Consider the following 24,800-nt stretch of genomic DNA (forward strand, 5'->3'; position numbering starts at 1 on the left):
TTGTTTATGTTTTTTTTAGACATAAGTCTGGGATCCATTGCTATTCCGTTCAAAGAAGTTTATGCTAGTTTAACTGGCGGACAGGCCAGTAAATCGACTTGGGAATATATCATTATTAATTATCGTTTGCCAAAAGCAATTACGGCAGTTTTAGTTGGTATAGGTTTGTCTGTTAGTGGTTTACTAATGCAAACATTGTTTAGAAACCCCTTGGCAGGACCTGATGTTTTAGGATTAAGTTCAGGAGCAATTTTAGCGGTAGCAATTGTGATTTTAGGTGCGGGTTTCTTGCCGGCATTTTTAAGCACTACTTTATTATCACCATACGGAATCGTTTTTGCCTCTACATTAGGAAGTATTTCGGTTTTAATGTTGGTTTTAGTAGTAGCACAGAAGTTGCGAAATACAATGGCGATTTTAATCGTTGGACTTATGTTTGGTAGTTTTACCAGCGCAATTGTTGGTGTTTTAACTTATTTTAGTTCGGCTGAACAGTTGCAAAAATTTACCTTTTGGTCGTTAGGAAGTCTTGGTAATCTTACCTGGACATCCATTTCTGTTTTGGCCGTTTGTGTTGGTTTTGGTTTGGTTTTAAGTGCGAGTAGCATCAAACCTCTAAATGCATTATTGCTTGGCGAAAATTACGCTAAAAGTATGGGTTTGAATTACAAAAAAGCACGACTAACCATCATATTTGCTACAAGTATTTTAGCCGGAAGTATAACTGCTTTTGCAGGGCCAATAGCTTTTATAGGTTTAGCAGTTCCGCACATTGCCAAACTGACATTTAAAACGAGTAATCACGCGGTTCTCTATTGGAGTACTTTTTTTTACGGAGCAATAATCATGTTGTTTTGCGATATGGCATCGCAATTACCGGGATTAGATATCACATTGCCCATTAATGCGATTACTTCTATAATTGGAGCGCCAGTAGTAGTGTATTTACTAATGCGAAAAAGTAATTTTCAGTAAATAATTTAGCCACAGATTAAAAAGATTCTCACAGATTTTAAAATCATTTTAATCCTTACAATCTGTGGCAAAAAACTCAGCAACTTAGTATCTCAGAACCTTAGCACAAAAAAATGAAGACTATTCTAAAAACCTTAAATTTAACTATTGGCTACAAATCCAAGAAAGAAACCGTGGTTATTGCTGAGCATCTAAATCTGAATTTAAATTCAGGAAAACTCATTTCATTAATAGGAGCAAACGGAATTGGGAAATCGACTTTACTACGCACTATTACAGGAATTCAGGAACCATTATCAGGAACGGTTTTTCTCAACGACGAAAATATAAATACCTATAAAACTTTAGATTTAGCACAGAATTTAAGTTTGGTTTTAACCGAAAAATTACCGCCAAGTAATCTTTCCGTGTTTGAATTAGTCGCTTTAGGTCGCCAGCCGTATACGAATTGGATTGGTACTTTAACCTCAACCGATATTGACAAAGTTCAGCAAGCACTGGAACTAACACAAATCGGGCATTTGGCTCAAAAAAAACATTACGAAATTAGCGACGGACAATTGCAAAAAGTTTTAATAGCAAGAGCTTTGGCACAAGATACGCCATTAATTATTTTGGATGAACCCACAACACATCTCGATTTACTGCACAAAGTTTCGTTGTTCAAATTATTAAAAAAATTAACGCAGGAAACTCAAAAATGTATTTTATTTTCGACTCATGATATCGATTTGGCGATTCAGTTAAGTGATGAAATGATTATCATGACTCCGGAATTGATTGTTCAGGACGAACCTTGTAATTTAATTTCAAACGGAAGTTTTGCTACTTTGTTCAAAGATGAACATATTGTTTTTGATGCAGAAAAAGGGAAGTTTGTGATTACTTAATTTTTAGTTTTTACTTCCGAGATTGATAATCATTCTATTTATAAGTCCCAGCGGGACGTTATATTTATAGAAAAATTATACGTTTTTAATAAGAACCCCATCGGGGTGAAATATTCATCAAGAATAAAAATTAAGATATCGCTCCGCTGGAGCTTACTTATAGTGGTACTGTTTTGGCTATAAATATTGCGCTCCTCTGGAGCTCACAACCTAAAGCTTTTCATTTTTTAGAATTACATGATCCTGCAAGGTTTTTTCAACCCTGTAGGTATAAATATGATTTCAATTAAACAGTAATTTTACTAAAATAAATACTCAAACTTATACCTACAAGGTTGAAAAAACCTTGCAGGAAATCGGTTTTATAATTCGATTAATCGTTTAAACCAATAAACATTAAACTTTTTTCATCCCAATTTGTCTCTTCGCTTCACCAATTACAAAAGCCACAGAATTCGCGATATTAAAACTTCTGATTAATTTCGACATGGGAATCGTTAAATGGTTTTCAAAACGAGCCAAAACTTCTTTACTCAATCCAACGCTTTCTTTTCCGAAAACAAGCCAGTCTCCATCCTGAAAATCAGTTTCCAGATATGATTTTTCGGCATGAGAGCTCATCAGGAAAACGCGTGATTGATCCGGAATCTGATTGATCCATTCTTCTATATTTTGATATTCTGTAACATCAAGATGCACCCAATAATCCAAACCGGAACGTTTTAGGTTTTTATCATTAATTACAAATCCAAACGGATGAATTAGGTGTAATCTACTTTCTGTACCCACACATAATCTTCCAATATTTCCAGTATTATTCGGTATTTCAGGTTCTACAAGAACAACGTTTAGCATTATCTTTTATTTGTTTATTCGGTTAATCGTTTATTTTCGAATATCTAATTTTCAAATTGACTCATTATCTAATTTAAAAAAATCAGAAACTTCTATCACTTCTCCGGCTTTTAAGTTTTGTAAATATACATTTCCTATACGAACACGAACTAATCTTAAAGTCGGAAAACCAACTGCTGCGGTCATTTTACGTACCTGGCGAAACTTTCCTTCATTTACTGTTATCGAAGCCCATGAAGTTGGTCCGTGGCGTTCGTCCCGTATTTTTTTTGCCCTAGTTCCAAAATCCGGAATTTCAGTAACGATAAAGGCAGAACAGGGTCTTGTTTTATATTTGCCGCCATCGAAGCCAATCTCAACACCTTTTTGCAATTCATCAATAGCTTCAGGAGTAATAACACCATCCACCTGAACATAATATTCTTTATCGACTTTTTTGCTTCTTATTTGTTCGCTTACTTTTCCGTCAGTAGTCAGTAAAAGCAACCCTTCAGAATCTTCGTCAAGTCTGCCAATTGCCATTGTTCCTTTGGGAAAATCATATAATTCTCCCAAAAGCTTTTTCTTTCTTTTTAATTCATAGATAAATTGGCTCAGATAGCCGTAAGGTTTAAAAAGAATAAAATGTTGATGCATGCCGTATTTTTTGACTGCAAAGATAGTTTTGTTTCAGAAGTAATTCCAACTTATTGCGATCATTCGTTTTTCATTTTCCTAAGCCATAAATAAACACACCAAATTACGGTTATGCCAAAAACTATTAATAAAGGTGCATAATACTCTTTAATGAAATTATGAAAGTAACTTCCGATTAAGATATAAGCTGAAGCTATACATAGCTTTAGGATAATAAACTCGGCATTTGACCAACTTGTTTTTATTTTGAAAAAGTTCATAATATTTGATTTTATACTTTGTTTTAAAAGTAGTTTAGAAACAGATGCTACATTTTAGATAGTAATTTACGATAATAATTAATTAATATTTTGATAATGAAATTGTTATTCGTTTTGATGCACACTTTTAGAATTACTAAATAAACCAAAAGCTATGTTAAAGGATTTAGTTTTTATTTTAAGAATTCGTAATATTATAAGACTAACACTAAAAATACAAAATTATGGGAACTAATAATTTAGGATCGAAAAAGATAAATGGAATGCAAAAAAATATAGATGAATCTAAAGGTAAAAACGTTTCTCACGATACAGAATTGGATAAGTCAAAACTAAAGAAGGAAGTTGTAACAGATGAAGATGGAAATAAAGACGTCGTAGAAAGAGCCCGGGATGTAAATGAAGAAATAAAAGAGGTTCCAGGTAAAAAAAGCACCAACAGTGCCAATGCAAACCGTGGTGTTTCGACAGATGAAGAAGCTGAAAAGACGGTGGAGAATAAAGACAGAAACTCAGACATCACACCCAATCGTTATCCTAATACTAATCCTGAAAGTCATAAAGATCGTGGAAATATGAAATTGGATGAAGACGAAGAGTAAGCACTATCTTTAAATAGTAAATATTGTACTGATTTCAGCCCTTTTTCAGTGAAATAACATTTGATTGGCAAATGGCGTTAATGTTATTCTAAACTTGCTTTTTGAAATGGTTATCCTTTGGGATCTTCGTAAATTGTAGTATAAATTTAAAATTTTAAGAATATGGCACTTTTAGAAAACAAAGTAGCTTTTGTATCCGGTGGTGGTTCAGGAATTGGACGTGCAGTGGCGGAAGCTTATGCCCGTGAAGGAGCAAAAGTAGTACTTTCAGATATTAATGTAGAGCACGGTGAAGCAACCGTAAAAAGAATAAAGGATAAGGGGGGAGAAGCTTTTTTTGTCAAGGGTGATTCATCTAAAGCAGCAGATAATAAACATATGGTTGAAGTAACTGTTTCTAAATATGGCCGACTTGATATTGCCTGTAATAATGCAGGAATGGGAGGTCCGGCAAAACCAACAGGAGAATATGAACCGGAAGATTGGGATAAAGTGATTGCATTAAATTTAAGTGGTGTTTTTTATGCTTGTCGTTACCAGTTAGAGCAAATGGAAAAAAATGGCGGAGGAAGTATTGTAAACATTGCGTCAATCCACGGACAAGTTGCGGCTCCGCTAAGTCCTGCTTATACTGCTTCTAAACACGGAGTTGTAGGTTTAACTAAAAATATTGCAGCTGAATATGCGCTAAAAAACATCCGTTGTAATGCAGTGGGTCCGGGTTATATAGAGACAGCTTTGTTAAAAGATCATCTAAATAATGATGCTATGAAAGCAATTGCGGCAAAAGCGCCTATGAACCGTTTAGGAACCGCTGAAGAAATTGCAGAACTTGTAGTGTTTCTTAGTTCTGAAAAATCTTCTTTTACAACCGGAAGTTATATCATTGCCGATGGTGGGTATACAGCAATTTAGAGTTTTTTCGTATATATCTTAATAAGGCTATCTCAATTTCAGATAGACTTTTTTATGTTTTTATGTAAGTTTAAATAAAGTTTTATCTTGTTAAATATCTATAATTGTGTTAATTCGTACAATAGCATATAATGTTCTAAAGTCAATATATACTTAGTAATTGTTTAAATATTTTGTCAATAAATTGATTTTTGTTGGAAGATGTTTATAAAATAGGAAACATTAACTTTATGGTTTAACAATATTCTGTTAACTTTAAAGGATATAAATTTGATTTCTAAAAACTCTATTTTTAAACGTATGAAAAACAATTACTCTGCTCGCCATTTAATGGCACTTTTTAGTATTTTTTGTTGTTCGTTAAGTCTTTTTGCTCAGACTTCACCAGCAGCACAAACATTACCTTATTCACAAAACTTTGATGGACTACTGGCAAGTTCGACCACTTATCCAGTCGGATTTCAGGGTTGGGGAGCAACTATAACAGCTCCGGCAGCAACATACAGTACTGCGTTAATTAGTGATAAAGCTTTGATTGGGAACAGTAGTGCTTCAGTCAATAGCGGTAACATTCATAATTATAATGGGAAAATTGGATTTTTAGATACAGGAGGTGCTGATCTGGCTATAGGTTTTGCCCTAATTGGTACTGGTCAGACAGCAATTCAGGTTCAGTATGATGCGATGGTTATTCGTAATCCTTACGATGGAACCGCTTCTAATAATCGTATTTTAGAAATGGCTTTACAATATCGTATAGGTACTACAGGTGCTTTTATTACACTGCCATCTACGGCCTATTTAAGTGGAACAACTCTTCAAACAGGAACAGGTGTTACTACTCCGCAAAATCCGCAACAAATAAATGTAACATTACCTGCAGAATGTGATAATCAGCCAATAGTTCAAATAAGATGGATTGCAAGACAAGCTTCCGGAACAGCAGGTTCTCGTCCTTCATTTGCAATTGATAATATAAAAATCGGAAGTGATTTAGTTCCTCCGGTTAACGAATCAGGATATCCTAAACTTGCCGAGGTATTATCTTATGGTTTTGATTTTGTTAATAAAATAAGCAAAACTGGTAAAACTTATTTCGTGATAGTTGCTTCGGGCAGCGCACAGCCTACACCAGCACAAATTAAAGCCGGCTTAGATGCAGGCGATATCGCAGCTTTACAATCAGGTTCTCTTGATATTGCAGATAAAAATTTAGAATATTCAAAAATTATTACAGGTTTAACTTCAGCAACTTCATACAGTGTTTATTCAGTTTCTGAGGACGCCGCAGCAAATTTACAAACAACAATAAATAAATTAGATGTTACTACTGCAAGTGTTTTAGTTCCTTCATTAAGAATTTCAGTTGCAGCACTTAATTTTGGAAAGGCTGAGCAAAATGTTGAATCCCCGAGTTTAAGTTATCAGATTAGCGGAAAAGATATTAGTAATGTAGTAACAGTTACAGCAACAGCTAATTTTAGTGTTTCAAAAGATAATGTAACTTTTCAATCTTCAATTAGTTATGATCCCACTGATTTTGCTTCAAATGCCACACCTACAGTTTATGTAAAATTTAAACCTAATACAGCAGGTGCTCTTTCAGGAACTGTAACAAACGAATCAACAGGCGCTTTAAGCAAAACGATTTCTTTATCTGGAACTGGATTTAATCCTTTTGTGCAGGATTTTAATGATGCAAATGTTTTGTCTAATAGCGGATGGACACAATATAATGTGGCTGGAACTTTAAACAAATGGGCTTATACAGATGTTGTTAGAAACGTTAACTCAGGCGCTGGTGCTGTTGTAATTAATGGATATTCTGATGCTGGACCAAGCAAAGACTGGTTGATTTCGAGTAAATTACGATTGAATAGTTTTGACAAAATTCCATTATTGTCTTTTTACTCTCGTAAATTTTATACAGGACCAGCTTTAAAATTAGTAGTTTCGACTGATTACGATGGTGTAAGCAGTCCGGAAACAGCAACATGGGTTGAGTTAGATGGTAAATTTCCAACTGTAACGGGAACTTACGTACAATCACAATTTATAGATTTAAGCGCATATAAAACAGATCACACTTATGTGGCATGGGTTTATGAAACTACAGCAGGAGCAAATAATTTTGCTGCCGAATGGTCATTAGATGATTTTGCTATTACAAATGAATCCGGGTATGTTAATTCAAACCCTGTTTTAGATTTTGGACAGGTTACTGTAAATACAATTTCTGCCAGCAAGTCTTTTAACTTCAATGCAGAAGGATATGGCGATATTACAGTTACCGCTCCGGCATCTTACAAATTATCATTGGATAATATTTCATTTCAATCAAGCGTATTAGTTACAGCTGCAGATGCATCTGCAGGAAAAACTCTTTATGCAAGATTTGAACCTGTGTCTAAGGAATTAAGTATCTCAGGAGCTTTAACAGTTACAGGAACTTCATTAAACAAGCAAACGGGCTCATTAACGGGTTCTTCTTTACCAAAAGAAGATACATTTGATGTGGTCACTTATAATTTAGAATTTTTTGGAGCTCCAACGACGGCTTATGGGCCAGCAGACAAAACACTGCAACTTGAAAATGTGGCGAAAGTCATGAATAAATTAGATGCTGATGTATATGTAGTTCAGGAAGTTTCCAGTGATGCTCAGATTGACGCTTTAATTCAAAAAATAAATATAAACGGTAAGACCTTCGATAAAACAATCTCGACATCCTGGTCGTATTCATGGGATCCAAATTCAGATCCAAATTATCCTCCACAAAAATTAGTTGTGATTTATAATACACAAACCGCAACAGTAAAAAACACCCGTGTAATGTTTAAAGATTTATACGATCAGCTTCGTGCTAACACTGTAGTTTTACCAAATTATCCGGGAACAGGAACCAATCAGGCCAATGATGATAGCTTTTTCTCATCAGGACGTTTACCTTATATGGTACAAATAGAAACAAATCTTGGCGGAGTAAAAAAACTGCTTAATCTGGTTGATCTTCATGCACGTGCCAATAGCGGAACTGATATTACCAAATACAACCAGCGTAAATACGATTCGCAGGTATTAAAAGATAGTTTAGATCAATATTATGCAAATTCTAATTTAATCATTTTAGGAGATTATAATGATGATGTAAAAGCATCTGTTGTTACTCCAAATCCGTCATCATATAAAATGTTTGTTGATGATACTGTAAACTATAATGCACTTACTTTAGGTATTAGTCAGGCCGGAGCTTTTAGTTTTCTTAGTTCTGGTGGGTTTTTAGATCATATTATGATTTCTAATGAATTGAACGATCAATACATACAAAATTCAACTGCAGTTTATGATCCACGTAATGATATACCTAGCTATACCACTACAACTTCTGATCACGGACCGGTAATTGCCCGTTTTCAATTGACAGGAAATTTATCTACCATTGATTTTGAAACTAAAAACGGCTATTTTGTACAGGCATTTCCAAACCCAACAAAAGATGTTTTAAATGTTGTAGTGAAGACTCAAAATGATAAAACACTGAAGTTAAAACTTTATGACATTTCAGGACATCAGGTAGGTAATGCTGTCGAAGTAAATGCTACACAGGATTTAAGTACAACAGTAATCCCGGTAAGTTATTTATCATCCGGAATTTATGTCTATACTTTAACCGAAAATAATAAAGTGGTCTACAAAGGGAAGATCATCAAAAAATAGAAAAAATAATAAAACCTAAAAAGGCAGTTCAATTTTGAACTGCCTTTTTTTATGCTTAGAATTTAGAGTAATGCTTTGAAGGTATTTAAATCTGCCTCGGGCTTTATTGTGCAGAAATAAAGTAATTGCCATTGTTGTGTTTTTTGAGCCTGTTTGCTTGTCGTTTCGTCCCAGGGCGGATAAACTCTTGTCGCTCTTTTCCCTTCTTTTGTTGCCGTCGAAAAGATTCCTTTTTCCAGTAAAATGTTTTTAGGAAAAACAAATTGTCCTAGCAGATCATCCTTGCCAACACTTACAATGACAAAATCAATTGAATCTGAGAAATCAAAAGGTTCAATGATTCCGTTTTGATTCCGTTTCCATAAAGTTACGAACTGACCCGTTTTTGTTGGAGTGATCTTAGCTTTTCTGTAACAAATTTGTTTTCTGTTCAGGTAAAAATTGTACGCATCATAGTCAGTACTTTCACTTTCCGGTTGAGGTAGTGTAGCGTCAAAATTACAGCAATCATAAACGGACTCTTTGGCAATAATCAGATCTTTGGGCAATGATTTTAGATCATTCCAATTGTTTTTAGGTGTCATTTATGAAAAATCCTTTTAAATTTATTTGGGTAAAATTACCACAAAAAGAACTTTAAAAAGAAACGTTCAATCCAAAATTTAATCCCCATTGAAACTGATTAAAAGACTGATTGTTTAACGGGTTGATATAATAATTCATGGCAGGTTCTACAAAAACGTTTGTTTTTTTATAGACACGATATTGCAAAGTACTACTCAGTGTAGAACCGTAAACATAATCATTTGCATTTACATTCTGACCAATCGAGTTGCCATCTAAAGCGACATTATTCGAAATTAGCTTCCCGACAAAACCACCGGTATTTAAATTAATGCTTGCTCTGTTCATACTAAAAACAGCGTATGAAACCTCTAAAGGCATTTCGATATATCGTAAATTCTGATCCAGATTTCCACTTTTAAGATTGTTGATTTCGATATCATTTTGTTTCAATGCATTTGTAGTAGCACTAGGTACAAAAACAATATCAGAATTAGCGGTAATTTGTGGTGCTACGGTCGAAGCATTTTGGTTAAAATAATCATTAGAGTTAAAAAAAGCATTGTTTTTTGCACTTACATAAGAAACATTCGCAACACTCTGACCAAGTTCATTAATTTTTAAACCGGAAGCAACAGCCCATTTGTTGTTGATTTTGTATTTGGTTTTTACACCGTAAGAGTTACTTTGTTTAGAATCATTTGTATTGCCAAGAGTTTTATCATTTTTATAATTCTCAGAACTGGCAACTCCTGCAAAAACTTCAACAGCCCATTTTTCAGCATTAGATACAGGTTTTTTCTCCTTTTCTTTTTTCTCTTCCGGATGGATACCTTTTTCTAAATTTTGAAGTACAGCTAATTGTACAGAGTCTTGTTTGCTTAAAATAGTATTCAATTTTGAATCGCTTTTCAGCGTACCCGCTATTTGTTTTTCAGATAATAAATTGGTGTTATTTTCCTTCGCTTTGCGCTCTGTTATCGTTTTTTGATTGCCGCTTAAATTGGAGCTTGAAGAACTAAAAGCAAGATTATTGCTGTTTTTTGAATTCGATTGATTTTGAAAAATAGAATTGGATATTTGATTTTTTGCAGTTGGATTAAACGGATTGGTTTTGCCCGCAACAAAAGTTTTTTCAGCCAGAATTTTATCTGTTGCTTTTTTGTCAGCAGTCGCGATTTGATTTTTAGAACCGGAATTGAACCCATTTGTCTTGCTGGTGGTAAAAGCCTTTTCAGCCAAAGTTTGATTTACAGCTTTTGCAATTTGATTTTGTGAAGCTGAACTAAATGAATTTGTTTTACCGGAAATGATTGTTTTTTCAGACGAAATTGGATTTGAAACTTCTTTATCAGCAATTGCATATTGTGAACCTGAATTGAATCCATTTTTTTGATCCCTAACATGCACTTTTTCGGCCACAGCCTGATTTGTGTTTGTTTTTGCGCTATTTGCTTTTATATCTAAATTATTGGTATTACTATCACCTTTAGAATCTGTATGAGCAACTGCCGTTTTTTGATTTTGATTTTTATGTGAATTACTGGATGGATTTATACTATTTTCTAAAGCCGGAACTTCCTCTATAAGATCTGATTTTTTTGCATTAGAAATTTCCCCGGGAGTATTTTCCTGAGCTGGAATTATTTTGTTTGTCTTTAAATTATTTTTTTTCTCATCAAGAACGATACTATTGTTTTCTCCAGTACCATTGTGCATGGTTTTAATTCCCGAAGTCGAAGTAAAATGTAAAACAGAAGGGAGTAGCAAGCCTATTAATAAGCATGCCGCCGCCGACCACCAAAGAATAACCCTCTTCTTCTTTTTAGGTTTGTCTAATTTCTTCTCAATTTCACCCCATAATTCCGGAGGCGGAACACTTGAAAAGTCTTCCATTGATGAAAAAATATCTTCTATATTTTGCTTTTTCATGCTATTTTAAAATTTTTTATGCTCAGTATTCTTTTTTGCAATATGTGTTTGGCACGATTTAAATTTGATTTGGATGTTCCCTCGGAGATTTTTAATAATTCTGCAATTTCTCTGTGTTTCATTTTTTCAAAAACATACAAGTTAAAAACAGTCCGGTATTGGTCCGGTAAATCCCGAATGTATTCTAATAATTTGTCCTGTTCTATGGGTAGAATATCTAATTCTTCTTCTTCGACAAAATCGGTATCAGGATCAAAAACATCCAAAAAGAAACTCTCTTTCTTCTTTTTATTTAAGGCTTCAATTAGTTTATTAATAAAAATACGTTTTAGCCATCCTTCAAAACTTCCTTCAAATTTATATTGACTTATTTTTTGAAAGACAATGACAAAAGCTTCCTGAAAGACATCTTTTGCGTCATCTTCATTTTTCATATACTTTAGGCATATTCCATATAAAACAGGAGAGAACAACTGATAGATTTTCAGTTGTCCCTCTCTGTCATTTTTTATGCACAGCCGAATGTATTTTTCTAAATCGTCTTTCAAAAAGTGGTTTGTTTGGTTTTGCAAAAATAGTTTTTATAAGCTTATAAAACTACCTTTTAAAAATAGTACGGGTTGCGTCATGGTTATTGCTAACAATCGTTAAGTTTTGATTATCAAGATTTTCTATAAGATAAGTCTTGCCTTCAAAAGTAATTAAGTCATGTTGTGACTGATCGAAAAAGCTCATTCCTCTTTCTATTTGATAAGGACTATTTCTAATTTCTACATTGTTTTTATAAGTGATTACTCTTCCGTCAGGAGTAAAAACGACCTTCTTTGTAAATCCAATAGTTTGCGGAGTTGCTGTGTAAGGGTTACTAATTCCGCCAATCGATTTTTGCCAGATCCACGTGTTTACAATAGAACCGGAATTCATAGTAGTTGATTCTATAGAATAAGCTGTTGAAAAAAGACAACACACAATAATAAATAATAAGAATTGCTTTTTCATGATCGATTATTTTAGGGCTGTAATTTTATCCTGAATCGCTTTTTTGAAAGCTTTTATTTCAGCGCTTTGGTCAGCAGTATCAGTATTGTCAATAAGAATTTTAGTTACTGTTGCGCCCTGACGAAGTTCAAAATATACACCACCGTGATTCGCCTCATCTGGTGTTCCGTAAGTTTTGGTTTGTCCTTTTAGGTTTAAAATTTCAGTTGGCACGGTTTTAAGGAAAAGTGTGTAATCACCTTTTTTCGTGGTTGCATTGTATCTGTATTGGCTAAAATCATAACCGCCGGCAACAACATTTTGGAATTTTAAAATATTGAAGTCATTAATCTGAAAGAATTTTTGACAATCAGCACCCGTACATTGTTTGCTAAAACTTCCGATTACAACATTATCAAGAGTCTCTGTAGTTTTGTTGAAAAGAATTTGTTTTCCGGTTCTCGGAATTAGAATGAAATCTGACGGATAGTTAGGCGCTGTGGCAATACTTTCTCCCGGTTGAGGTGCTTTTTCGTAATAATTAATTAAAATCTCGCATTTGTTTTCGACAATGGTCGTTATTTTAATAGAATATCCGGTTGTAGTTTTCAGACCTGCAAAAATACCCACCAAAATTTCTTTAGTAAAATCAATTGGAGTATCAGTACCATTTGGACAGGTATTTTCATGCTTTGTAAAATAAGTTTTCATTTTATCATCAGAACCTACTAATAGTGCTGTCGGGTTAGTTGGTAATGAGTTCATATTGTAGGAACAGAATAGTGGAACTCCTGTAAAAGCTTTGTCTTCACTAGCTCCGCAATCAACATTTAAATTGTCATTATTCAGAGAACATGCGCTGAATCCAAAAGCTATAAACAAGCTTAACATTAATTTTTTCATGATAAATTTTTAATAGGTTATATATATCATAGATGTTCATCTTTTGAAATGGTTGCGTGAAAAAATATTTTTTTTAGTTTTTTTTAAACAGGAATAATTTTCAGAATGTTTCTTAAAGTGAAGGACAACGAATTCATGAAATTTTGTTTTTAAAAATTAAGTAATACGTATTATTGCTTACTTTTACTGTAAAAATAAATTTTAGATATGTTTGATTTTTTGCCGTACTTACTGGCTTTTATTATAGCTTTATTCTTAGGCGTGTATTTAGGAAAGATGTTGTCTTCTGCCAAATCCCAATCAGAAAAAGTGAGTTTAGAAGAACGGTTGACTGCCAATGTCAATCAACTGCAAGTACAAAAAGAGCAATTTGACAGAGAAAGAATCAGTTTAGAAAAACAGTTTCAGTTTGCTAATTCTGAAAAAGAAACAATCCGAACTGAAAAAGACAGTCTGGCGATTCAGCTTTCTAAAAAAGAAGTTGATTTTGAAAATTTGTGGGAGCGCCATAAAGAACAAAAAAACGAGATCACTGAATTGCAGGAAAAATTCACCAAAGAATTTGAAAATTTAGCCAATAAGATTCTTGAGGAAAAGTCAGCAAAATTTACAGAACAAAATAGTGAAAACATGAAAAATATCTTGTTGCCTTTGCAGGATAAGATTCAGGGTTTTGAGCAAAAAGTAGAACAAACGCACAAAGAAAGTATCGACTATCACGCAGCTTTGCGTCAGCAGATTGTAGGCTTAAGCGAAATGAATGCTCAAATGAGCAAAGAAACCCTAAACCTGACCAAAGCGCTAAAAGGCGATAGTAAAATGCAGGGAAATTGGGGCGAACTGGTACTGGAACGGGTTTTAGAAAAATCGGGTTTAGAAAAAGGACGCGAATACGAAGTGCAACAAAGTTTTACGAATAACGAAGGAAATCGTGTTTTTCCGGATGTTGTAATCAATTTACCGGATGGTAAAAAAATGATTGTCGATTCTAAAGTTTCTTTAGTGGCGTATGAAAGATGGATCAATGAAGAATCTGAAATTCTCAAAGCAGATTTCTTAAAGGAACACGTGAACTCGATTAAAAGACACGTAGAACAACTGGGGAACAAAAATTATCACGATTTATACCAGATAGAAAGCCCGGATTTTGTTTTGCTTTTTATTCCAATAGAACCCGCATTTGCCATTGCTTTAAACGAGGATTCGGCTCTTTATAATAAAGCATTCGACCGAAATATCGTAATTGTGACTCCAAGTACCTTATTGGCCACCTTAAGAACTATTGATAGTATGTGGGCCAACCAGAAGCAACAGGAAAATGCTTTTGAAATTGCCAGGCAAGCCGGTGCATTGTATGATAAATTTGAAGGTTTTGTAGCGGATTTAGTTCGAATTGGAAACAAAATTAAAGATACCAAAACAGAATACGAAAGTGCGATGAGTAAATTAGTTGATGGCAGGGGAAATTTAATTTCGAGTGTCGAAAAATTAAAGAAAATGGGAGCTAAGGCTAAAAAATCTCTTCCTGAAAATATTGTTGCAAGAGCTTCAAATGAAGATCAGTTATTGAATTAAATTATACTAAATTATTTACCCTATTAAAAAGAAATATGACTGCAGATTTCAAACCCGTTTCCTCGTCGAAAATAAGTATTTCAGAATTAATGTTACCATCACACACGAATTTTAGTGGTAAAATTCACGGAGGATATATTTTACAATTACTGGATCAGATTGCTTTTGCTTCTGCTTCAAAATTTTCAGGAAATTATTGTGTAACCGCTTCCGTTGATACTGTAAATTTTTTAAAACCAATTGAAGTTGGCGAATTGGTGACCATGAAAGCGTCCGTAAATTATGTGGGTAGAAGTTCAATGATTGTGGGGATTCGTGTTGAAGCCGAAAACATTCAAACGGGTGCCGTCAAACATTGCAACTCTTCTTATTTTACAATGGTTGCTAAAGATAAAGAAGGAAAAAGTGTTCCCGTTCCGGGACTTATTTTGTCAAACCTGGAAGAAGTTCGCCGTTTTAGAAAAAGTATTAAACACATTGAGTTGAAAAAGGAAGTTGAAGAACACGAAAAATTAACCAATGTAAATTCTATTGAAGATTTAGCAAGTTTAGACAAGTACAATGTATTGTTGGAAATAAGCTAGCATAATTTCGTCAAATTAAAGTAAAAATATGGTAAAGCTGGGATATACAATTTTATATGTTGAAGATGTAGAGAAGTCAATAGTGTTTTATGAAAATGCATTTGGTTTTTCACGAAAATTTATAACACCTGAAAATGATTATGGTGAATTGAGTACGGGAGAAACAACCCTTTCATTTGCTTCAAAGAAATTAGCCGCTCAAAATTTGAAAGATGGTTTTATCGAAAGTAATTTAGAAGAAAAGCCATTTGCAATTGAGTTAGGATTTATTACTGACGAAGTTGGCGAATTGGTGCAAAAAGCAACTTCTTTTGGTGCAATTTTGGTAAAAGAGCCAACACAAAAACCATGGGGACAAATAGTGGCTTATGTGAGAGATTTAGATGGTTTTTTAATTGAGGTTTGTACAGAGGTTCAGGCATAGTTATAATGTTTGTAATTTCTATGTGACAATTTTTAGCGTTGTTGTTTGGTTTTTCTGGTAAAATTTAATTCCTGACTGACTATTCTTTCGGCATTATCCGTTAGTTTTTTATATACAACTTTTTGATCAGGATTTAATTCGCAGGAATATCACGTAAAGATTATGCGTTGGCTTTTTATTTCTCTTTTGTGCCAGAGGAACAACATTTCTCGTTTTTCAACATCATCCCTTTTACAGATCACATTTCACAAATAAGCTCCCATCTCAACAACAAAAAACATTTCACAAATATTTAGCATAAAAATGACATCTGTAGGCTGTATATTTTCGTAACTTTAAGTACAATGATTGGATTACTATTTTTCACGGAGTACTGCCATTCGATTTTTTCCCGCATTCATTAAGTCCAGTTTTTCTCTTCTTAAAATAAAAAATCGATTGACATAATTGTTTAATTATTGACGATTATGAAAAAAACTACCTTACTTATTTTGCTCTTTACAGCGTATTCTGTTATTGGTCAGGATAAATTTTTTACCAACACAGGAACAATTAATTTTGAAGCTTCTGTACCCTTTTTTGAAGAAATAAAAGCTGTAAACAGACAGGTTGCAATTGTTTTGGAACCTAGAACAAGTACATTTATTTGTACTGTAATTGTCAAAAATTTTCGTTTTAAATTAGATATGATGCAAGATCATTTTAACGAAAATTATATGGAAAGCCGTCGTTATCCCAAAGCCATTTTTAAAGGAAAAATTGAAAAATTTGATTTAAAGGATATTACTGAAATCGAAAAAGAATACCAGATAAAGGGAAAGCTCGTATTACGCGGAAAATCTAAGGAAGTTGTAGTGAATGCTTTGATCAAAAAAGTGGGTGACGGAATTCAGATTGTTTCTGATTTCCCAATTTTGGTGTCAGACTTCAATATTCAAATTCCGAATGAAATAGCTTCTAAAATTTCAAAAACGGCCAATACAGAATTAATTGGAGTCGTTCGGACAAATGATTTAATGTATCTGACCTTAAAATGAATTTTAGTTTAAACAACTTGCAAGTGCGCGTTCTAAATCAGTAAATTCAAATTCAAATCCCATTTTTTCTATTTTTTCAGATGAAACCCTCTGGCCTTCTAAAACAGCTAAGCTCATTTCGCCTAAAACTATTTTAAGGATAAAGGCAGGTGCTTTGGGCAACCATATTTTATACCCGAATAAATGGGCTAAGGCTTTAGACAAACTGGCATTTGTTGTATTGTCTGTAACACAGGAATTATAAGGACCGTGCATTTGTTCGTCTGCAATTGCTTTTAAATAAATCTGGCATAAATCTTCGATGTGAATCCAGGGTACGTATTGTTTTCCTGTTCCTAATATTGCGCCAAAACCAGCTTTAAAGCTTGGAACAATTTTTTTCAGGAAACCTTCATCTTTACCCAAAACAATTCCGGTTCTCACTTTTACAGTTCTAATGCCTAAGGAATTAATTTTGTCAACGGCACTTTCCCATTCCAGGCATGTAATGCCCAGAAAGTCATTTGCCGGAGGAGTGTTTTCATCGCAAATATGTTCATTGGTGATGGCGCCATAAATTCCAATAGCGGATGCCGAAACAAAACCTTCCAGTGTTTTATTGTTTTTTTTTAAAACAGAAAAAATAAGATCGATTGGTTTTATGCGGCTTTCAAGAATATCTTTTTTACGTTTTTTGGTCCACCTTTTTTCTACGATTCCTTCTCCTGCCAGATGAATGATGTAATCTGCGCTTAGTATGGCTTCTTCATCAATATAATTACGGGTTAAGTCCCATTTGTAATAGCTGATTGCGGGAGTGTTTTTTTTATCAGACCGACTCAATACAGATACTGAAAAGCCGCTTTCAATAAGTAAATCCGTAAGATGTTTACCTATGAATCCAGTGCCTCCGGTTAGTAAAATATTTTTAGCCATGATAGTTTATAATATATTTAACAGCGTATTCTGTTTAACGATAAGTAAAGATAGTTAAACATTGCTTACCTTTAATGCAAATTTAAAATTTTAATAAGATGGTAGCTAAAAACAAGACAATCAGTAAAGAAGATATCGTTTCACTCTATATGAATAAGGTTTTGGAAAAAGGAGAAAAGCCAAAATCAGTGTATCATTTTGCAAAAGAAAATGATTTTACAGAAGCTGAATTTTATGCTTTTTTTGGAACATTAGAAGGTTTGGAAAAAGAAATATTCAGATTGTTTTTTGCCAATACAATCGATTTATTACACAAAAACAAAGACTATCTGGAATATGATATGAAAAACAAAATGCTGAGTTTTTATTTCACCTTCTTTGAGATGCTAACAGCCAACAGAAGTTATGTTTTACAATCATTGAAATTCGATAGAAATCCGTTGAAAAATTTGGTACAGCTTACTACGCTTCGAGATAGTTTCAAAGATTATGTTTCAGAAATTTTGACTGACGATTACAGGTTAGAGCTGGAAAAGCTACAAAAGTTTCAGGAGAAAGGAATTCAGGAATCTGCATGGTTGCAATTAATGTTAACAATAAAATTCTGGGCAGATGATTCGTCAGCGGCTTTTGAAAAAACAGATATTTTTATCGAAAAATCAGTTAATGCTTCATTTGAGTTAATGAATGTTGCGCCCTTAAATCACCTTATAGATTTAGGTAAATTTCTTTTCAAAGAAAAAATATACAGCAAATAATGAAAACAATCGATTATATACCAACATCCAAAATAGAAAGAGCCAGCAAATTGGTACAAACCGGTGCAAAGATTGGGGTAAATTATGTAAAGCACTATGCCGAAAAAATGGTGAATCCTGATTTGACACGTGATAAACTCAACGAAAATAATGCAGAGGATATTTACGACGGATTAAAAAGTCTGAAAGGGAGCGCACTCAAAGTAGCTCAGATGCTAAGTATGGACAAGAATTTCTTGCCTCAGGCGTATGTAGAGAAATTTTCTTTATCGCAGTTTTCTGTTCCGCCACTTTCTGCTCCACTGGTTTTAAAAACTTTCAAAACGAATTTCGGAAAAACACCTTATGAAATTTTTGACGAATTTAATGCCAATTCAGTAAATGCAGCCAGTATAGGTCAGGTACATTTGGCGGTGAAAGACGGAAAAAAGTTAGCCGTTAAAATTCAATATCCCGGGGTTGCAAACAGCATTTCATCGGATCTCGCTTTGGTAAAACCTATTGCCATTAGAATGTTTAATCTTCAGGGAAAAGACTCTGATAAATATTTTAAAGAAGTTGAAGATAAATTGATTGAAGAGACCAATTATTTATTGGAGTTAAAACAAAGCCAGGAAGTTGTAGAGGCATGTAATAAAATCGAAAACTTACTTTTCCCTGGATATTATCCGGAGTTTTCGTCAGAGAAAATCATCACCATGGATTGGATGACCGGAATTCATCTTTCTGAGTTTACGGCTATAAATACAGATAAAGAATTTGGCGATAAACTAGGTCAGGCACTTTGGGATTTCTATATGTATCAAATTCATGTGTTGCGAAAAGTACATGCAGATCCGCATCCGGGAAACTTTTTAGTAGACGATCAAAACCGTTTGATTGCACTGGATTTCGGTTGTATGAAAATAATTCCGGAGGAGTTTTATGTACCATATTTTGAATTAATCAACAAAAATGTAATTACTGATAAAGCGCTTTTCAATCAAAAATTATTTGAATTAGAAATTCTTCGCCCGGACGATTCCCCTGCAGAAATCGAATATTTTACAGAGATGTTTCATGATTTGTTGTCGCTTTTTACAAAACCTTTTCAGGAAGAAACGTTCGATTTTGCCGATGAAACTTTCTTTGAAAGTATTGCAAAATTAGGAGAGCGTTTTTCTAATGATACGAATCTAAAAAAAATGAACGGAAATCGTGGTTCAAAACATTTTATTTACATGAACAGAACATTCTTTGGTTTGTATAATTTGATGTTCGATTTAAAAGCGAAAATTGCGGTTACCAATTATCTAAAATATTAGAAACAAATCATCATTCCGATGATTAATACACATCAAAAAAATGAGAAATATTGTAATCATCGGAGGCAGTAAAGGCATTGGAAGTGCTATTTTGTTGCAACAGCTTGAGTCAAATCGTGTGTTTAATATTAGTAGAAGCGCACCACAGCTTACGCATCCTAATCTAACGCATTTTGAGTTAGATGTTTTAAAGGATGAACTTCCGGATATTGTAGAAATTGATGCTTTAGTTTATTGCCCCGGATCGATTACCCTTAAACCCATTTCGAATTTAAGTGTGGATGATTTTAGAAACGATTTCGAAATCAATGTGATTGGTGCCGTAAAAACAATTCAAAAGTACTTGCCTGTTTTAAAAAGAGGAGACGAGCCTTCGATTGTTTTATTTAGTACCGTTGCCGTAAAATTAGGAATGCCTTTTCATGCCAGTATTGCAACTGCAAAGGCTGGGGTCGAAGGTTTGACAAAATCGCTCGGAGCCGAGTTGGCAACTGTAATTCGTGTCAATGCCATTGCGCCCACAATTACAGAAACTCCGCTTTCGGCTTCTATTTTGCGAAACGATCGCATGAAAGAAAACATGATCGAACGCCATCCTATGAAAAGTTACTTAAAAGCGGACGAAGTCGCCAATATGGTGGACTTCCTTATTTCTGAAAAAGCGAATTCCATTTCAGGTCAAATTTTCGAAATGGATTATGGTTTGGTGACTTTTAAAATCTAAACAATCATGAAAATTCTCTTAACAGGCGCAACAGGTTATATTGGTAAACGTCTTTTACCCATTTTAGTAGAGCAGGGTCATCAGGTAATTTGCTGCGTAAGAGATAAAAATAGATTTTACATATCCGAAGATTTTGTAGAAAAAATACACGTCATTGAAGTCGATTTTCTCGAAAAAGAGACTTTAAATGCCATTCCGACTGATATCGATGCTGCTTTTTACCTCATCCATTCCATGTCAGGTTCTGATACCAATTATGATGAATTAGAAAGTATTTCGGCGACTAATTTTGTTGAAAGAATAAATCAGAGTCAGGCGCAACAAATCCTCTACTTAAGCGGAATAGTAAATGATAAATCCCTTTCGAAACATTTGGCGTCACGCAAAAATGTCGAAAGTATTTTAGCCAAAGCAAAAGTACCTTTGACTACTTTAAGAGCAGGAATTATAGTGGGATCGGGGAGTGCTTCTTTCGAAATTATAAGGGATCTGGTCAATAAACTTCCAGTGATGATCACACCCAAATGGCTCAATACAAGATGCCAGCCTATTGCAATTACTGATGTTTTGGAATTTCTGTCAAAATCCCTTTTAAATCCAGAAACTTACAGTCAAAGCTTTGATATTGGCGGTCCGGATATTTTAACCTACAAAGAGATGTTATTGGCTTTCGCCGAAGCAAAAAAGCTTAAACGTTATATTTTTACCGTTCCGGTTATGACGCCTAAATTATCATCGTATTGGTTGTATTTTGTGACCTCAACCTCTTATAAATTAGCATCAGCTTTGGTCAGCAGTATGAAAGTCGAAGTGATTTGCAAGGATCATCGTATTAATGAGCTTCTGCACGTGAACCCCATGACTTATAAACAAGCACTTTCGAGAGCTTTGCTCAAAGTCGAAGAAGATAGAGTAGCTTCAAGCTGGAAAGATTCTCTGGTGAGTGGTCGTTTTAGCCGCAATATTTCAGAACATCTCAAGGTTCCTAAGAAAGACTGTTATATCGACCGAAGAAAAAAACAAATCGAAAATCGTGATTATACAATCGATAGAATTTGGTCCATAGGCGGCGAGACAGGTTGGTACTACGGCGACTGGCTCTGGAGTTTGCGAGGTTTTATCGATAAGCTTTTTGGTGGAGTTGGTTTGCGCCGTGGCCGAACCAATAAACACGATATTCATTCCGGAGATGCCTTAGATTTTTGGCGTGTTTTGTATGCCAATAAACAAGAAGGAAAACTGATCTTATATGCCGAAATGAAACTTCCCGGTGAAGCCTGGCTCGAATTCAAAATTATACACAATACGTTGTATCAGGCTGCCACTTTTAAACCTAATGGTATAGTAGGAAAATTATATTGGTATTCTGTTTTGCCTTTTCATGGTTTTATTTTCAACGGGATGCTTAATAAACTGATTAAGTAGTTTTAGGAGCTATTTGCTGCGTCATTCGCTATCGCTCGTGTCCTGTTATCCGCTTGTATCTTTTTCTTGTTAAAGGAGCAGGCAAAAGGATACCGCTTCTATCAGGGCCAGGGCTTTAGGTTTTATAAGGACTTTTCTAGATTTCAAATTTTTGATAATGGTTTTCTGTATTTTGTCATTTCGACCTAAGGGAGAAATCACACACGCTCAGAACGCATTGTTGGCGAGCACTGGAGCTGATTTCTCTCTTTGGTTGAAATGACAAGATTACGTTTGATTTAAACCTGAAACCTGAAAAAACTATCTAATTATGCCCTCTTTATAAGTGGCAATCGCCCTATCTCTCGCAAAGGCGTGATCCACCATTGGTTCATTATAGCCAAAATCAAATTCAGGAATCCATTTGCGGATGTAGATGCCTTTTTCGTCGAATTTCTTTTGTTGAATTTCCGGATTAAAAACCCTGAAATATGGCGCTGCATCGCAACCTGTTCCTGCTGCCCATTGCCAGTTGCCAACGTTAGAGGCCAACTCAAAATCCAGTAATTTTTCGGCAAAATAAGCTTCGCCCCACTGCCAGTTGATCAATAAATGTTTGCATAAAAAACTGGCGACCACCATACGAACGCGATTGTGCATATAGCCGGTTTCATTCAGTTGACGCATTCCGGCATCGACCATTGGATATCCGGTAGTTCCGGAACACCAGCGTTTGAAATCGTCTTCATTATTTCGCCATTGAATGCCATCATAAGCCGATTTGAAATTGTGATTGACACAATTGGGAAAGCTAAACAGAATTTGCATAAAAAATTCTCTCCAGATCAATTCACTCAAAAAAGTTTGGTTTTTCTTATTCGCCCAATTGACTAGTTTACGGATACTAACGGTTCCGAAACGTAAATGTGGCGAAAGATAAGAAGTGCCATCTAAAGCTGGAAAATCCCGGATTTCTTTATAATTCCCAATCTGGGTTAAGTTGTGCGGAACTACTTTTATCGTGCTTCTTTCAAAACCAATTTGGGATAATTCAGGAAAGGCGAATTCGTTTTTAGCAAAATTGGTAAATAAAGGTTTTGTATCATATTCCAAAGCTTGCCCTGAAAGATGATACCTCTCAAGCCATTTGTTTTTATACGGCGTGTAAATTGTATAAGGCAGTCCGTCTGCTTTGGTGATTTCTTTTTCTTCAAAAATTACGTGATCTTTAAATGAAAAGGATTCAGTTTTATTTTCTTTTAATAAAGCTGAAATCGTTAAATCACGTTTTATCGCATAAGGTTCGTAATCTTTATTAAAGAAAATTTGCTGAATGTCATATTCTTCGATAAGTGATTTCCAAACCTCAAAAGTTTTTCCTTTTTTGATTAAAAGAGTTGAATCAATTGTTTTAAGGTCTTCATTTATTTGTTGAAGTGAATCATAAATAAAGCTAACTCTGGCATCATTTTCAGGAAGATTTTCTAAAATATCTTCGTCAAAAATAAACAACGGAATTACAGGGAAATCAGATTGCAAGGCATTGAATAATCCGATATTATCATCCAGACGTAAATCACGTCGAAACCAGAAAAAAGTAACTTTTTGTTTTGTCATTATAAAGGGTGCTGCTTTGTGTTTTTTCTTGCCACAGCTTTCACAGATTAACACGGATTAAAAAAATCATTTGAATCATTATAATCTGTGGCAAAGATATTTTTAGAGTAATTATACTTTTGAATTGAATAATTTTTCGATTTTGTTGTGGCGATATTCAAAGATTGATTTCAGCTTATTCCTGACCATTATTGTATTTGCTAATTGGCCTAAGAAACCAAAAGGCAAAGCATAATGTACAACATCGGTCATTTTTGTACCGTTTTCTGTGGGTTCAAAAAAGTGTTTGTGATGCCATAATGCATAGGGACCAAAACGTTGCTCGTCTACAAAATATTTATTTTCTTCGGAAACTGTTATGATCGTCATCCAGTTGATTTTGATTCCTAAAAGTGGCTTTAAAGTATAGGTTATCACTTGTCCGGGATACATTTGTTTACCATCGAAATCCTGAATCACGAAACTCATATCGTCAGGTGTTATCGCTTCCAGGTTTTGTGGACTCGAAAAAAAGCCCCAACATTCTTCGATACTGGCGTTTAAATGTTGTACAGTTTCTAGTTTATATACTTTCATAAAATCGATTATTACAGATGGTTCTTGAAATACGTGAGCGTTAGGGATTGAAGTGGAGCTCTTTTTGTGTCAGGCTTTTTTTTGCCTGATACAAAAAAGCGGGAACAGAAAGCCCGACCCTTGGGTAACGCCCAAATGACGCTACATTTTATAATATTTGAAAGGAACGAATAACATCCCAAAACATTCTCCGTGTTCTTTTCCTAAATGTTTATGGTGTATTTTATGCGCTTTTCTAAGACCAATCAGGTATTTGTTTTTGGTGTTTTTGAACCATTTAAAGCGCTGATGGATTAAAACATCGTGAATTAAAAAGTAACAAGCACCATAAGTAGTTACTCCGCAAGCTATGAAAAACAGATAATTGAATCCGCCCTGAACGCCAAAATAAAAAAGAATAATACTGGGAATGGCAAAGATGACAAAGAAAATGTCGTTGCGTTCAAAAGTATCTTCGTATTTAGGCTGGTGATGATCAGCGTGAAAATACCACATCAATCCGTGCATGATGTATTTGTGCGTGAGCCAGGTAACACATTCCATGAAGAGAAAAACGCCTAAAAAGATTAAAAAAGAAATCATTTTTTATGTTTTGAATTGTTGAATTATTATTATTATTATTTGTTTTCAATCTTGTCATTTCGACGAAGGAGAA

Annotated in this window: 24 protein-coding genes; 13 read left to right on the plus strand and 11 right to left on the minus strand. The window is 34.4% G+C overall.

The features are described from left to right. The first annotated feature begins 6 nt into the window (after window positions 1–6). Both ACQY44_RS07190 and ACQY44_RS07195 read left to right on the plus strand, forming a co-directional pair. Window positions 7–975, plus strand: coding sequence for an iron chelate uptake ABC transporter family permease subunit (locus ACQY44_RS07190; protein ID WP_428229904.1), 969 nt, complete (start codon window positions 7–9; stop codon window positions 973–975). 113 nt (window positions 976–1,088) lie between these two features. After that, the gene (locus ACQY44_RS07195; protein ID WP_428229718.1) at window positions 1,089–1,865 is read left to right on the plus strand and encodes an ABC transporter ATP-binding protein; all 777 of its coding nucleotides are present in this window, start codon (window positions 1,089–1,091) and stop codon (window positions 1,863–1,865) included. 396 nt (window positions 1,866–2,261) lie between these two features. Here the strand turns inward: ACQY44_RS07195 and ACQY44_RS07200 are convergent, their stop codons facing one another. Both ACQY44_RS07200 and ACQY44_RS07205 read right to left on the minus strand, forming a co-directional pair. Continuing rightward, window positions 2,262–2,720 (minus strand): tRNA (cytidine(34)-2'-O)-methyltransferase, encoded by a 459-nt coding sequence (locus tag ACQY44_RS07200; protein ID WP_428229719.1) that lies wholly within the window; start codon window positions 2,718–2,720, stop codon window positions 2,262–2,264. A 51-nt stretch (window positions 2,721–2,771) separates the two neighbouring features. Beyond that, window positions 2,772–3,356, minus strand: coding sequence for a pseudouridine synthase (locus tag ACQY44_RS07205; RefSeq protein ID WP_428229720.1), 585 nt, complete (start codon window positions 3,354–3,356; stop codon window positions 2,772–2,774). Window positions 3,357–3,840: 484 nt separating this feature from the next. On the opposite strand from ACQY44_RS07205, the gene ACQY44_RS07210 reads away from it, so the two are divergent. The 3 genes from ACQY44_RS07210 (at window position 3,841) to ACQY44_RS07220 (ending at window position 8,850) form a co-directional block, all read left to right on the plus strand. Then, window positions 3,841–4,218 (plus strand): hypothetical protein, encoded by a 378-nt coding sequence (locus tag ACQY44_RS07210; RefSeq protein WP_428229721.1) that lies wholly within the window; start codon window positions 3,841–3,843, stop codon window positions 4,216–4,218. Window positions 4,219–4,380: 162 nt separating this feature from the next. Next, window positions 4,381–5,133: an SDR family NAD(P)-dependent oxidoreductase gene (locus ACQY44_RS07215; RefSeq protein WP_428229722.1), complete on the plus strand. Its 753-nt coding sequence runs from the start codon at window positions 4,381–4,383 to the stop codon at window positions 5,131–5,133. Window positions 5,134–5,433: 300 nt separating this feature from the next. Beyond that, window positions 5,434–8,850: a choice-of-anchor J domain-containing protein gene (locus ACQY44_RS07220; RefSeq protein WP_428229723.1), complete on the plus strand. Its 3,417-nt coding sequence runs from the start codon at window positions 5,434–5,436 to the stop codon at window positions 8,848–8,850. A gap of 62 nt (window positions 8,851–8,912) precedes the next feature. Here ACQY44_RS07220 and ACQY44_RS07225 read toward each other — a convergent pair whose 3' ends face one another. The 5 genes from ACQY44_RS07225 to ACQY44_RS07245 are packed head-to-tail and all read right to left on the minus strand — an operon-like array spanning window position 8,913 to window position 13,227. Next, window positions 8,913–9,434 (minus strand): MepB family protein, encoded by a 522-nt coding sequence (locus ACQY44_RS07225; RefSeq protein WP_428229724.1) that lies wholly within the window; start codon window positions 9,432–9,434, stop codon window positions 8,913–8,915. A 52-nt stretch (window positions 9,435–9,486) separates the two neighbouring features. After that, a complete protein-coding gene (locus tag ACQY44_RS07230; protein WP_428229725.1) occupies window positions 9,487–11,346 on the minus strand; it encodes a hypothetical protein in 1,860 nt (619 codons plus the stop codon). Next, the gene (locus tag ACQY44_RS07235) at window positions 11,343–11,894 is read right to left on the minus strand and encodes an RNA polymerase sigma factor (RefSeq protein ID WP_428229726.1); all 552 of its coding nucleotides are present in this window, start codon (window positions 11,892–11,894) and stop codon (window positions 11,343–11,345) included. The genes ACQY44_RS07230 and ACQY44_RS07235 overlap by 4 nt, the downstream gene beginning before the upstream one ends. A gap of 49 nt (window positions 11,895–11,943) precedes the next feature. Further along, a complete protein-coding gene (locus ACQY44_RS07240) occupies window positions 11,944–12,345 on the minus strand; it encodes a hypothetical protein (protein WP_428229727.1) in 402 nt (133 codons plus the stop codon). Between the two features lie 6 nt (window positions 12,346–12,351). Next, entirely contained in the window at window positions 12,352–13,227 is an 876-nt protein-coding gene (locus ACQY44_RS07245; RefSeq protein ID WP_428229728.1) for a protease complex subunit PrcB family protein, read from the minus strand. 207 nt (window positions 13,228–13,434) lie between these two features. Between ACQY44_RS07245 and rmuC the strand changes: the two genes are divergently transcribed. The 4 genes from rmuC (at window position 13,435) to ACQY44_RS07265 (ending at window position 16,847) form a co-directional block, all read left to right on the plus strand. Next, window positions 13,435–14,802, plus strand: coding sequence for a DNA recombination protein RmuC (gene rmuC, locus ACQY44_RS07250; protein WP_428229729.1), 1,368 nt, complete (start codon window positions 13,435–13,437; stop codon window positions 14,800–14,802). A 35-nt stretch (window positions 14,803–14,837) separates the two neighbouring features. Next, window positions 14,838–15,386 (plus strand): acyl-CoA thioesterase, encoded by a 549-nt coding sequence (locus ACQY44_RS07255; protein WP_428229730.1) that lies wholly within the window; start codon window positions 14,838–14,840, stop codon window positions 15,384–15,386. A gap of 28 nt (window positions 15,387–15,414) precedes the next feature. Next, window positions 15,415–15,810: a VOC family protein gene (locus ACQY44_RS07260; RefSeq protein ID WP_428229731.1), complete on the plus strand. Its 396-nt coding sequence runs from the start codon at window positions 15,415–15,417 to the stop codon at window positions 15,808–15,810. 467 nt (window positions 15,811–16,277) lie between these two features. Next, window positions 16,278–16,847, plus strand: coding sequence for a YceI family protein (locus ACQY44_RS07265; protein ID WP_428229732.1), 570 nt, complete (start codon window positions 16,278–16,280; stop codon window positions 16,845–16,847). A 3-nt stretch (window positions 16,848–16,850) separates the two neighbouring features. On the opposite strand, the gene ACQY44_RS07270 is transcribed toward ACQY44_RS07265, so the two are convergent. Continuing rightward, the gene (locus tag ACQY44_RS07270) at window positions 16,851–17,762 is read right to left on the minus strand and encodes a TIGR01777 family oxidoreductase (RefSeq protein ID WP_428229733.1); all 912 of its coding nucleotides are present in this window, start codon (window positions 17,760–17,762) and stop codon (window positions 16,851–16,853) included. A gap of 98 nt (window positions 17,763–17,860) precedes the next feature. On the opposite strand from ACQY44_RS07270, the gene ACQY44_RS07275 reads away from it, so the two are divergent. The 4 genes from ACQY44_RS07275 to ACQY44_RS07290 are packed head-to-tail and all read left to right on the plus strand — an operon-like array spanning window position 17,861 to window position 21,973. Continuing rightward, a complete protein-coding gene (locus ACQY44_RS07275; RefSeq protein WP_428229734.1) occupies window positions 17,861–18,520 on the plus strand; it encodes a TetR family transcriptional regulator C-terminal domain-containing protein in 660 nt (219 codons plus the stop codon). Beyond that, window positions 18,520–19,824: an ABC1 kinase family protein gene (locus ACQY44_RS07280; protein ID WP_428229735.1), complete on the plus strand. Its 1,305-nt coding sequence runs from the start codon at window positions 18,520–18,522 to the stop codon at window positions 19,822–19,824. Before ACQY44_RS07275 ends, ACQY44_RS07280 begins: the two co-directional genes overlap by 1 nt. Before the next feature lie 40 nt (window positions 19,825–19,864). Further along, window positions 19,865–20,548: an SDR family NAD(P)-dependent oxidoreductase gene (locus ACQY44_RS07285; RefSeq protein ID WP_428229736.1), complete on the plus strand. Its 684-nt coding sequence runs from the start codon at window positions 19,865–19,867 to the stop codon at window positions 20,546–20,548. A 6-nt stretch (window positions 20,549–20,554) separates the two neighbouring features. Next, window positions 20,555–21,973 carry an SDR family oxidoreductase gene (locus ACQY44_RS07290; RefSeq protein ID WP_428229737.1) on the plus strand — a complete coding sequence of 473 codons (1,419 nt, stop codon included), beginning with the start codon at window positions 20,555–20,557 and terminating at the stop codon, window positions 21,971–21,973. 300 nt (window positions 21,974–22,273) lie between these two features. On the opposite strand, the gene ACQY44_RS07295 is transcribed toward ACQY44_RS07290, so the two are convergent. The 3 genes from ACQY44_RS07295 to ACQY44_RS07305 all read right to left on the minus strand — a co-directional run bounded on the left by ACQY44_RS07295 (window position 22,274) and on the right by ACQY44_RS07305 (window position 24,727). After that, the gene (locus ACQY44_RS07295; protein WP_428229738.1) at window positions 22,274–23,569 is read right to left on the minus strand and encodes a cryptochrome/photolyase family protein; all 1,296 of its coding nucleotides are present in this window, start codon (window positions 23,567–23,569) and stop codon (window positions 22,274–22,276) included. 111 nt (window positions 23,570–23,680) lie between these two features. Then, on the minus strand, window positions 23,681–24,145 hold the full coding sequence (locus tag ACQY44_RS07300; RefSeq protein WP_428229739.1) for an SRPBCC family protein: 465 nt from the start codon (window positions 24,143–24,145) through the stop codon (window positions 23,681–23,683). A gap of 141 nt (window positions 24,146–24,286) precedes the next feature. Then, window positions 24,287–24,727, minus strand: coding sequence for a sterol desaturase family protein (locus ACQY44_RS07305; protein ID WP_428229740.1), 441 nt, complete (start codon window positions 24,725–24,727; stop codon window positions 24,287–24,289). Between the last annotated feature and the right edge of the window lie 73 nt (window positions 24,728–24,800).

The sequence above is a fragment of the Flavobacterium sp. genome (assembly GCF_965277525.1).
Lineage (GTDB): Bacteria > Bacteroidota > Bacteroidia > Flavobacteriales > Flavobacteriaceae > Flavobacterium.

Excerpts from the sequence above, each read along its gene's own strand:
- ACQY44_RS07190 (WP_428229904.1), top strand. The coding sequence starts at position 7 with ATGTTTTTTTTAGACATAAGTCTGGGATCCATTGCTATTCCGTTCAAA.
- ACQY44_RS07195 (WP_428229718.1), top strand. The coding sequence starts at position 1,089 with ATGAAGACTATTCTAAAAACCTTAAATTTAACTATTGGCTACAAATCC.
- ACQY44_RS07200 (WP_428229719.1), bottom strand. The coding sequence starts at position 2,720 with ATGCTAAACGTTGTTCTTGTAGAACCTGAAATACCGAATAATACTGGA.
- ACQY44_RS07205 (WP_428229720.1), bottom strand. The coding sequence starts at position 3,356 with ATGCATCAACATTTTATTCTTTTTAAACCTTACGGCTATCTGAGCCAA.
- ACQY44_RS07210 (WP_428229721.1), top strand. The coding sequence starts at position 3,841 with ATGGGAACTAATAATTTAGGATCGAAAAAGATAAATGGAATGCAAAAA.
- ACQY44_RS07215 (WP_428229722.1), top strand. The coding sequence starts at position 4,381 with ATGGCACTTTTAGAAAACAAAGTAGCTTTTGTATCCGGTGGTGGTTCA.
- ACQY44_RS07220 (WP_428229723.1), top strand. The coding sequence starts at position 5,434 with ATGAAAAACAATTACTCTGCTCGCCATTTAATGGCACTTTTTAGTATT.
- ACQY44_RS07225 (WP_428229724.1), bottom strand. The coding sequence starts at position 9,434 with ATGACACCTAAAAACAATTGGAATGATCTAAAATCATTGCCCAAAGAT.
- ACQY44_RS07230 (WP_428229725.1), bottom strand. The coding sequence starts at position 11,346 with ATGAAAAAGCAAAATATAGAAGATATTTTTTCATCAATGGAAGACTTT.
- ACQY44_RS07240 (WP_428229727.1), bottom strand. The coding sequence starts at position 12,345 with ATGAAAAAGCAATTCTTATTATTTATTATTGTGTGTTGTCTTTTTTCA.
- ACQY44_RS07245 (WP_428229728.1), bottom strand. The coding sequence starts at position 13,227 with ATGAAAAAATTAATGTTAAGCTTGTTTATAGCTTTTGGATTCAGCGCA.
- rmuC (WP_428229729.1), top strand. The coding sequence starts at position 13,435 with ATGTTTGATTTTTTGCCGTACTTACTGGCTTTTATTATAGCTTTATTC.
- ACQY44_RS07255 (WP_428229730.1), top strand. The coding sequence starts at position 14,838 with ATGACTGCAGATTTCAAACCCGTTTCCTCGTCGAAAATAAGTATTTCA.
- ACQY44_RS07260 (WP_428229731.1), top strand. The coding sequence starts at position 15,415 with ATGGTAAAGCTGGGATATACAATTTTATATGTTGAAGATGTAGAGAAG.
- ACQY44_RS07265 (WP_428229732.1), top strand. The coding sequence starts at position 16,278 with ATGAAAAAAACTACCTTACTTATTTTGCTCTTTACAGCGTATTCTGTT.
- ACQY44_RS07270 (WP_428229733.1), bottom strand. The coding sequence starts at position 17,762 with ATGGCTAAAAATATTTTACTAACCGGAGGCACTGGATTCATAGGTAAA.
- ACQY44_RS07275 (WP_428229734.1), top strand. The coding sequence starts at position 17,861 with ATGGTAGCTAAAAACAAGACAATCAGTAAAGAAGATATCGTTTCACTC.
- ACQY44_RS07280 (WP_428229735.1), top strand. The coding sequence starts at position 18,520 with ATGAAAACAATCGATTATATACCAACATCCAAAATAGAAAGAGCCAGC.
- ACQY44_RS07285 (WP_428229736.1), top strand. The coding sequence starts at position 19,865 with ATGAGAAATATTGTAATCATCGGAGGCAGTAAAGGCATTGGAAGTGCT.
- ACQY44_RS07290 (WP_428229737.1), top strand. The coding sequence starts at position 20,555 with ATGAAAATTCTCTTAACAGGCGCAACAGGTTATATTGGTAAACGTCTT.
- ACQY44_RS07295 (WP_428229738.1), bottom strand. The coding sequence starts at position 23,569 with ATGACAAAACAAAAAGTTACTTTTTTCTGGTTTCGACGTGATTTACGT.
- ACQY44_RS07300 (WP_428229739.1), bottom strand. The coding sequence starts at position 24,145 with ATGAAAGTATATAAACTAGAAACTGTACAACATTTAAACGCCAGTATC.
- ACQY44_RS07305 (WP_428229740.1), bottom strand. The coding sequence starts at position 24,727 with ATGATTTCTTTTTTAATCTTTTTAGGCGTTTTTCTCTTCATGGAATGT.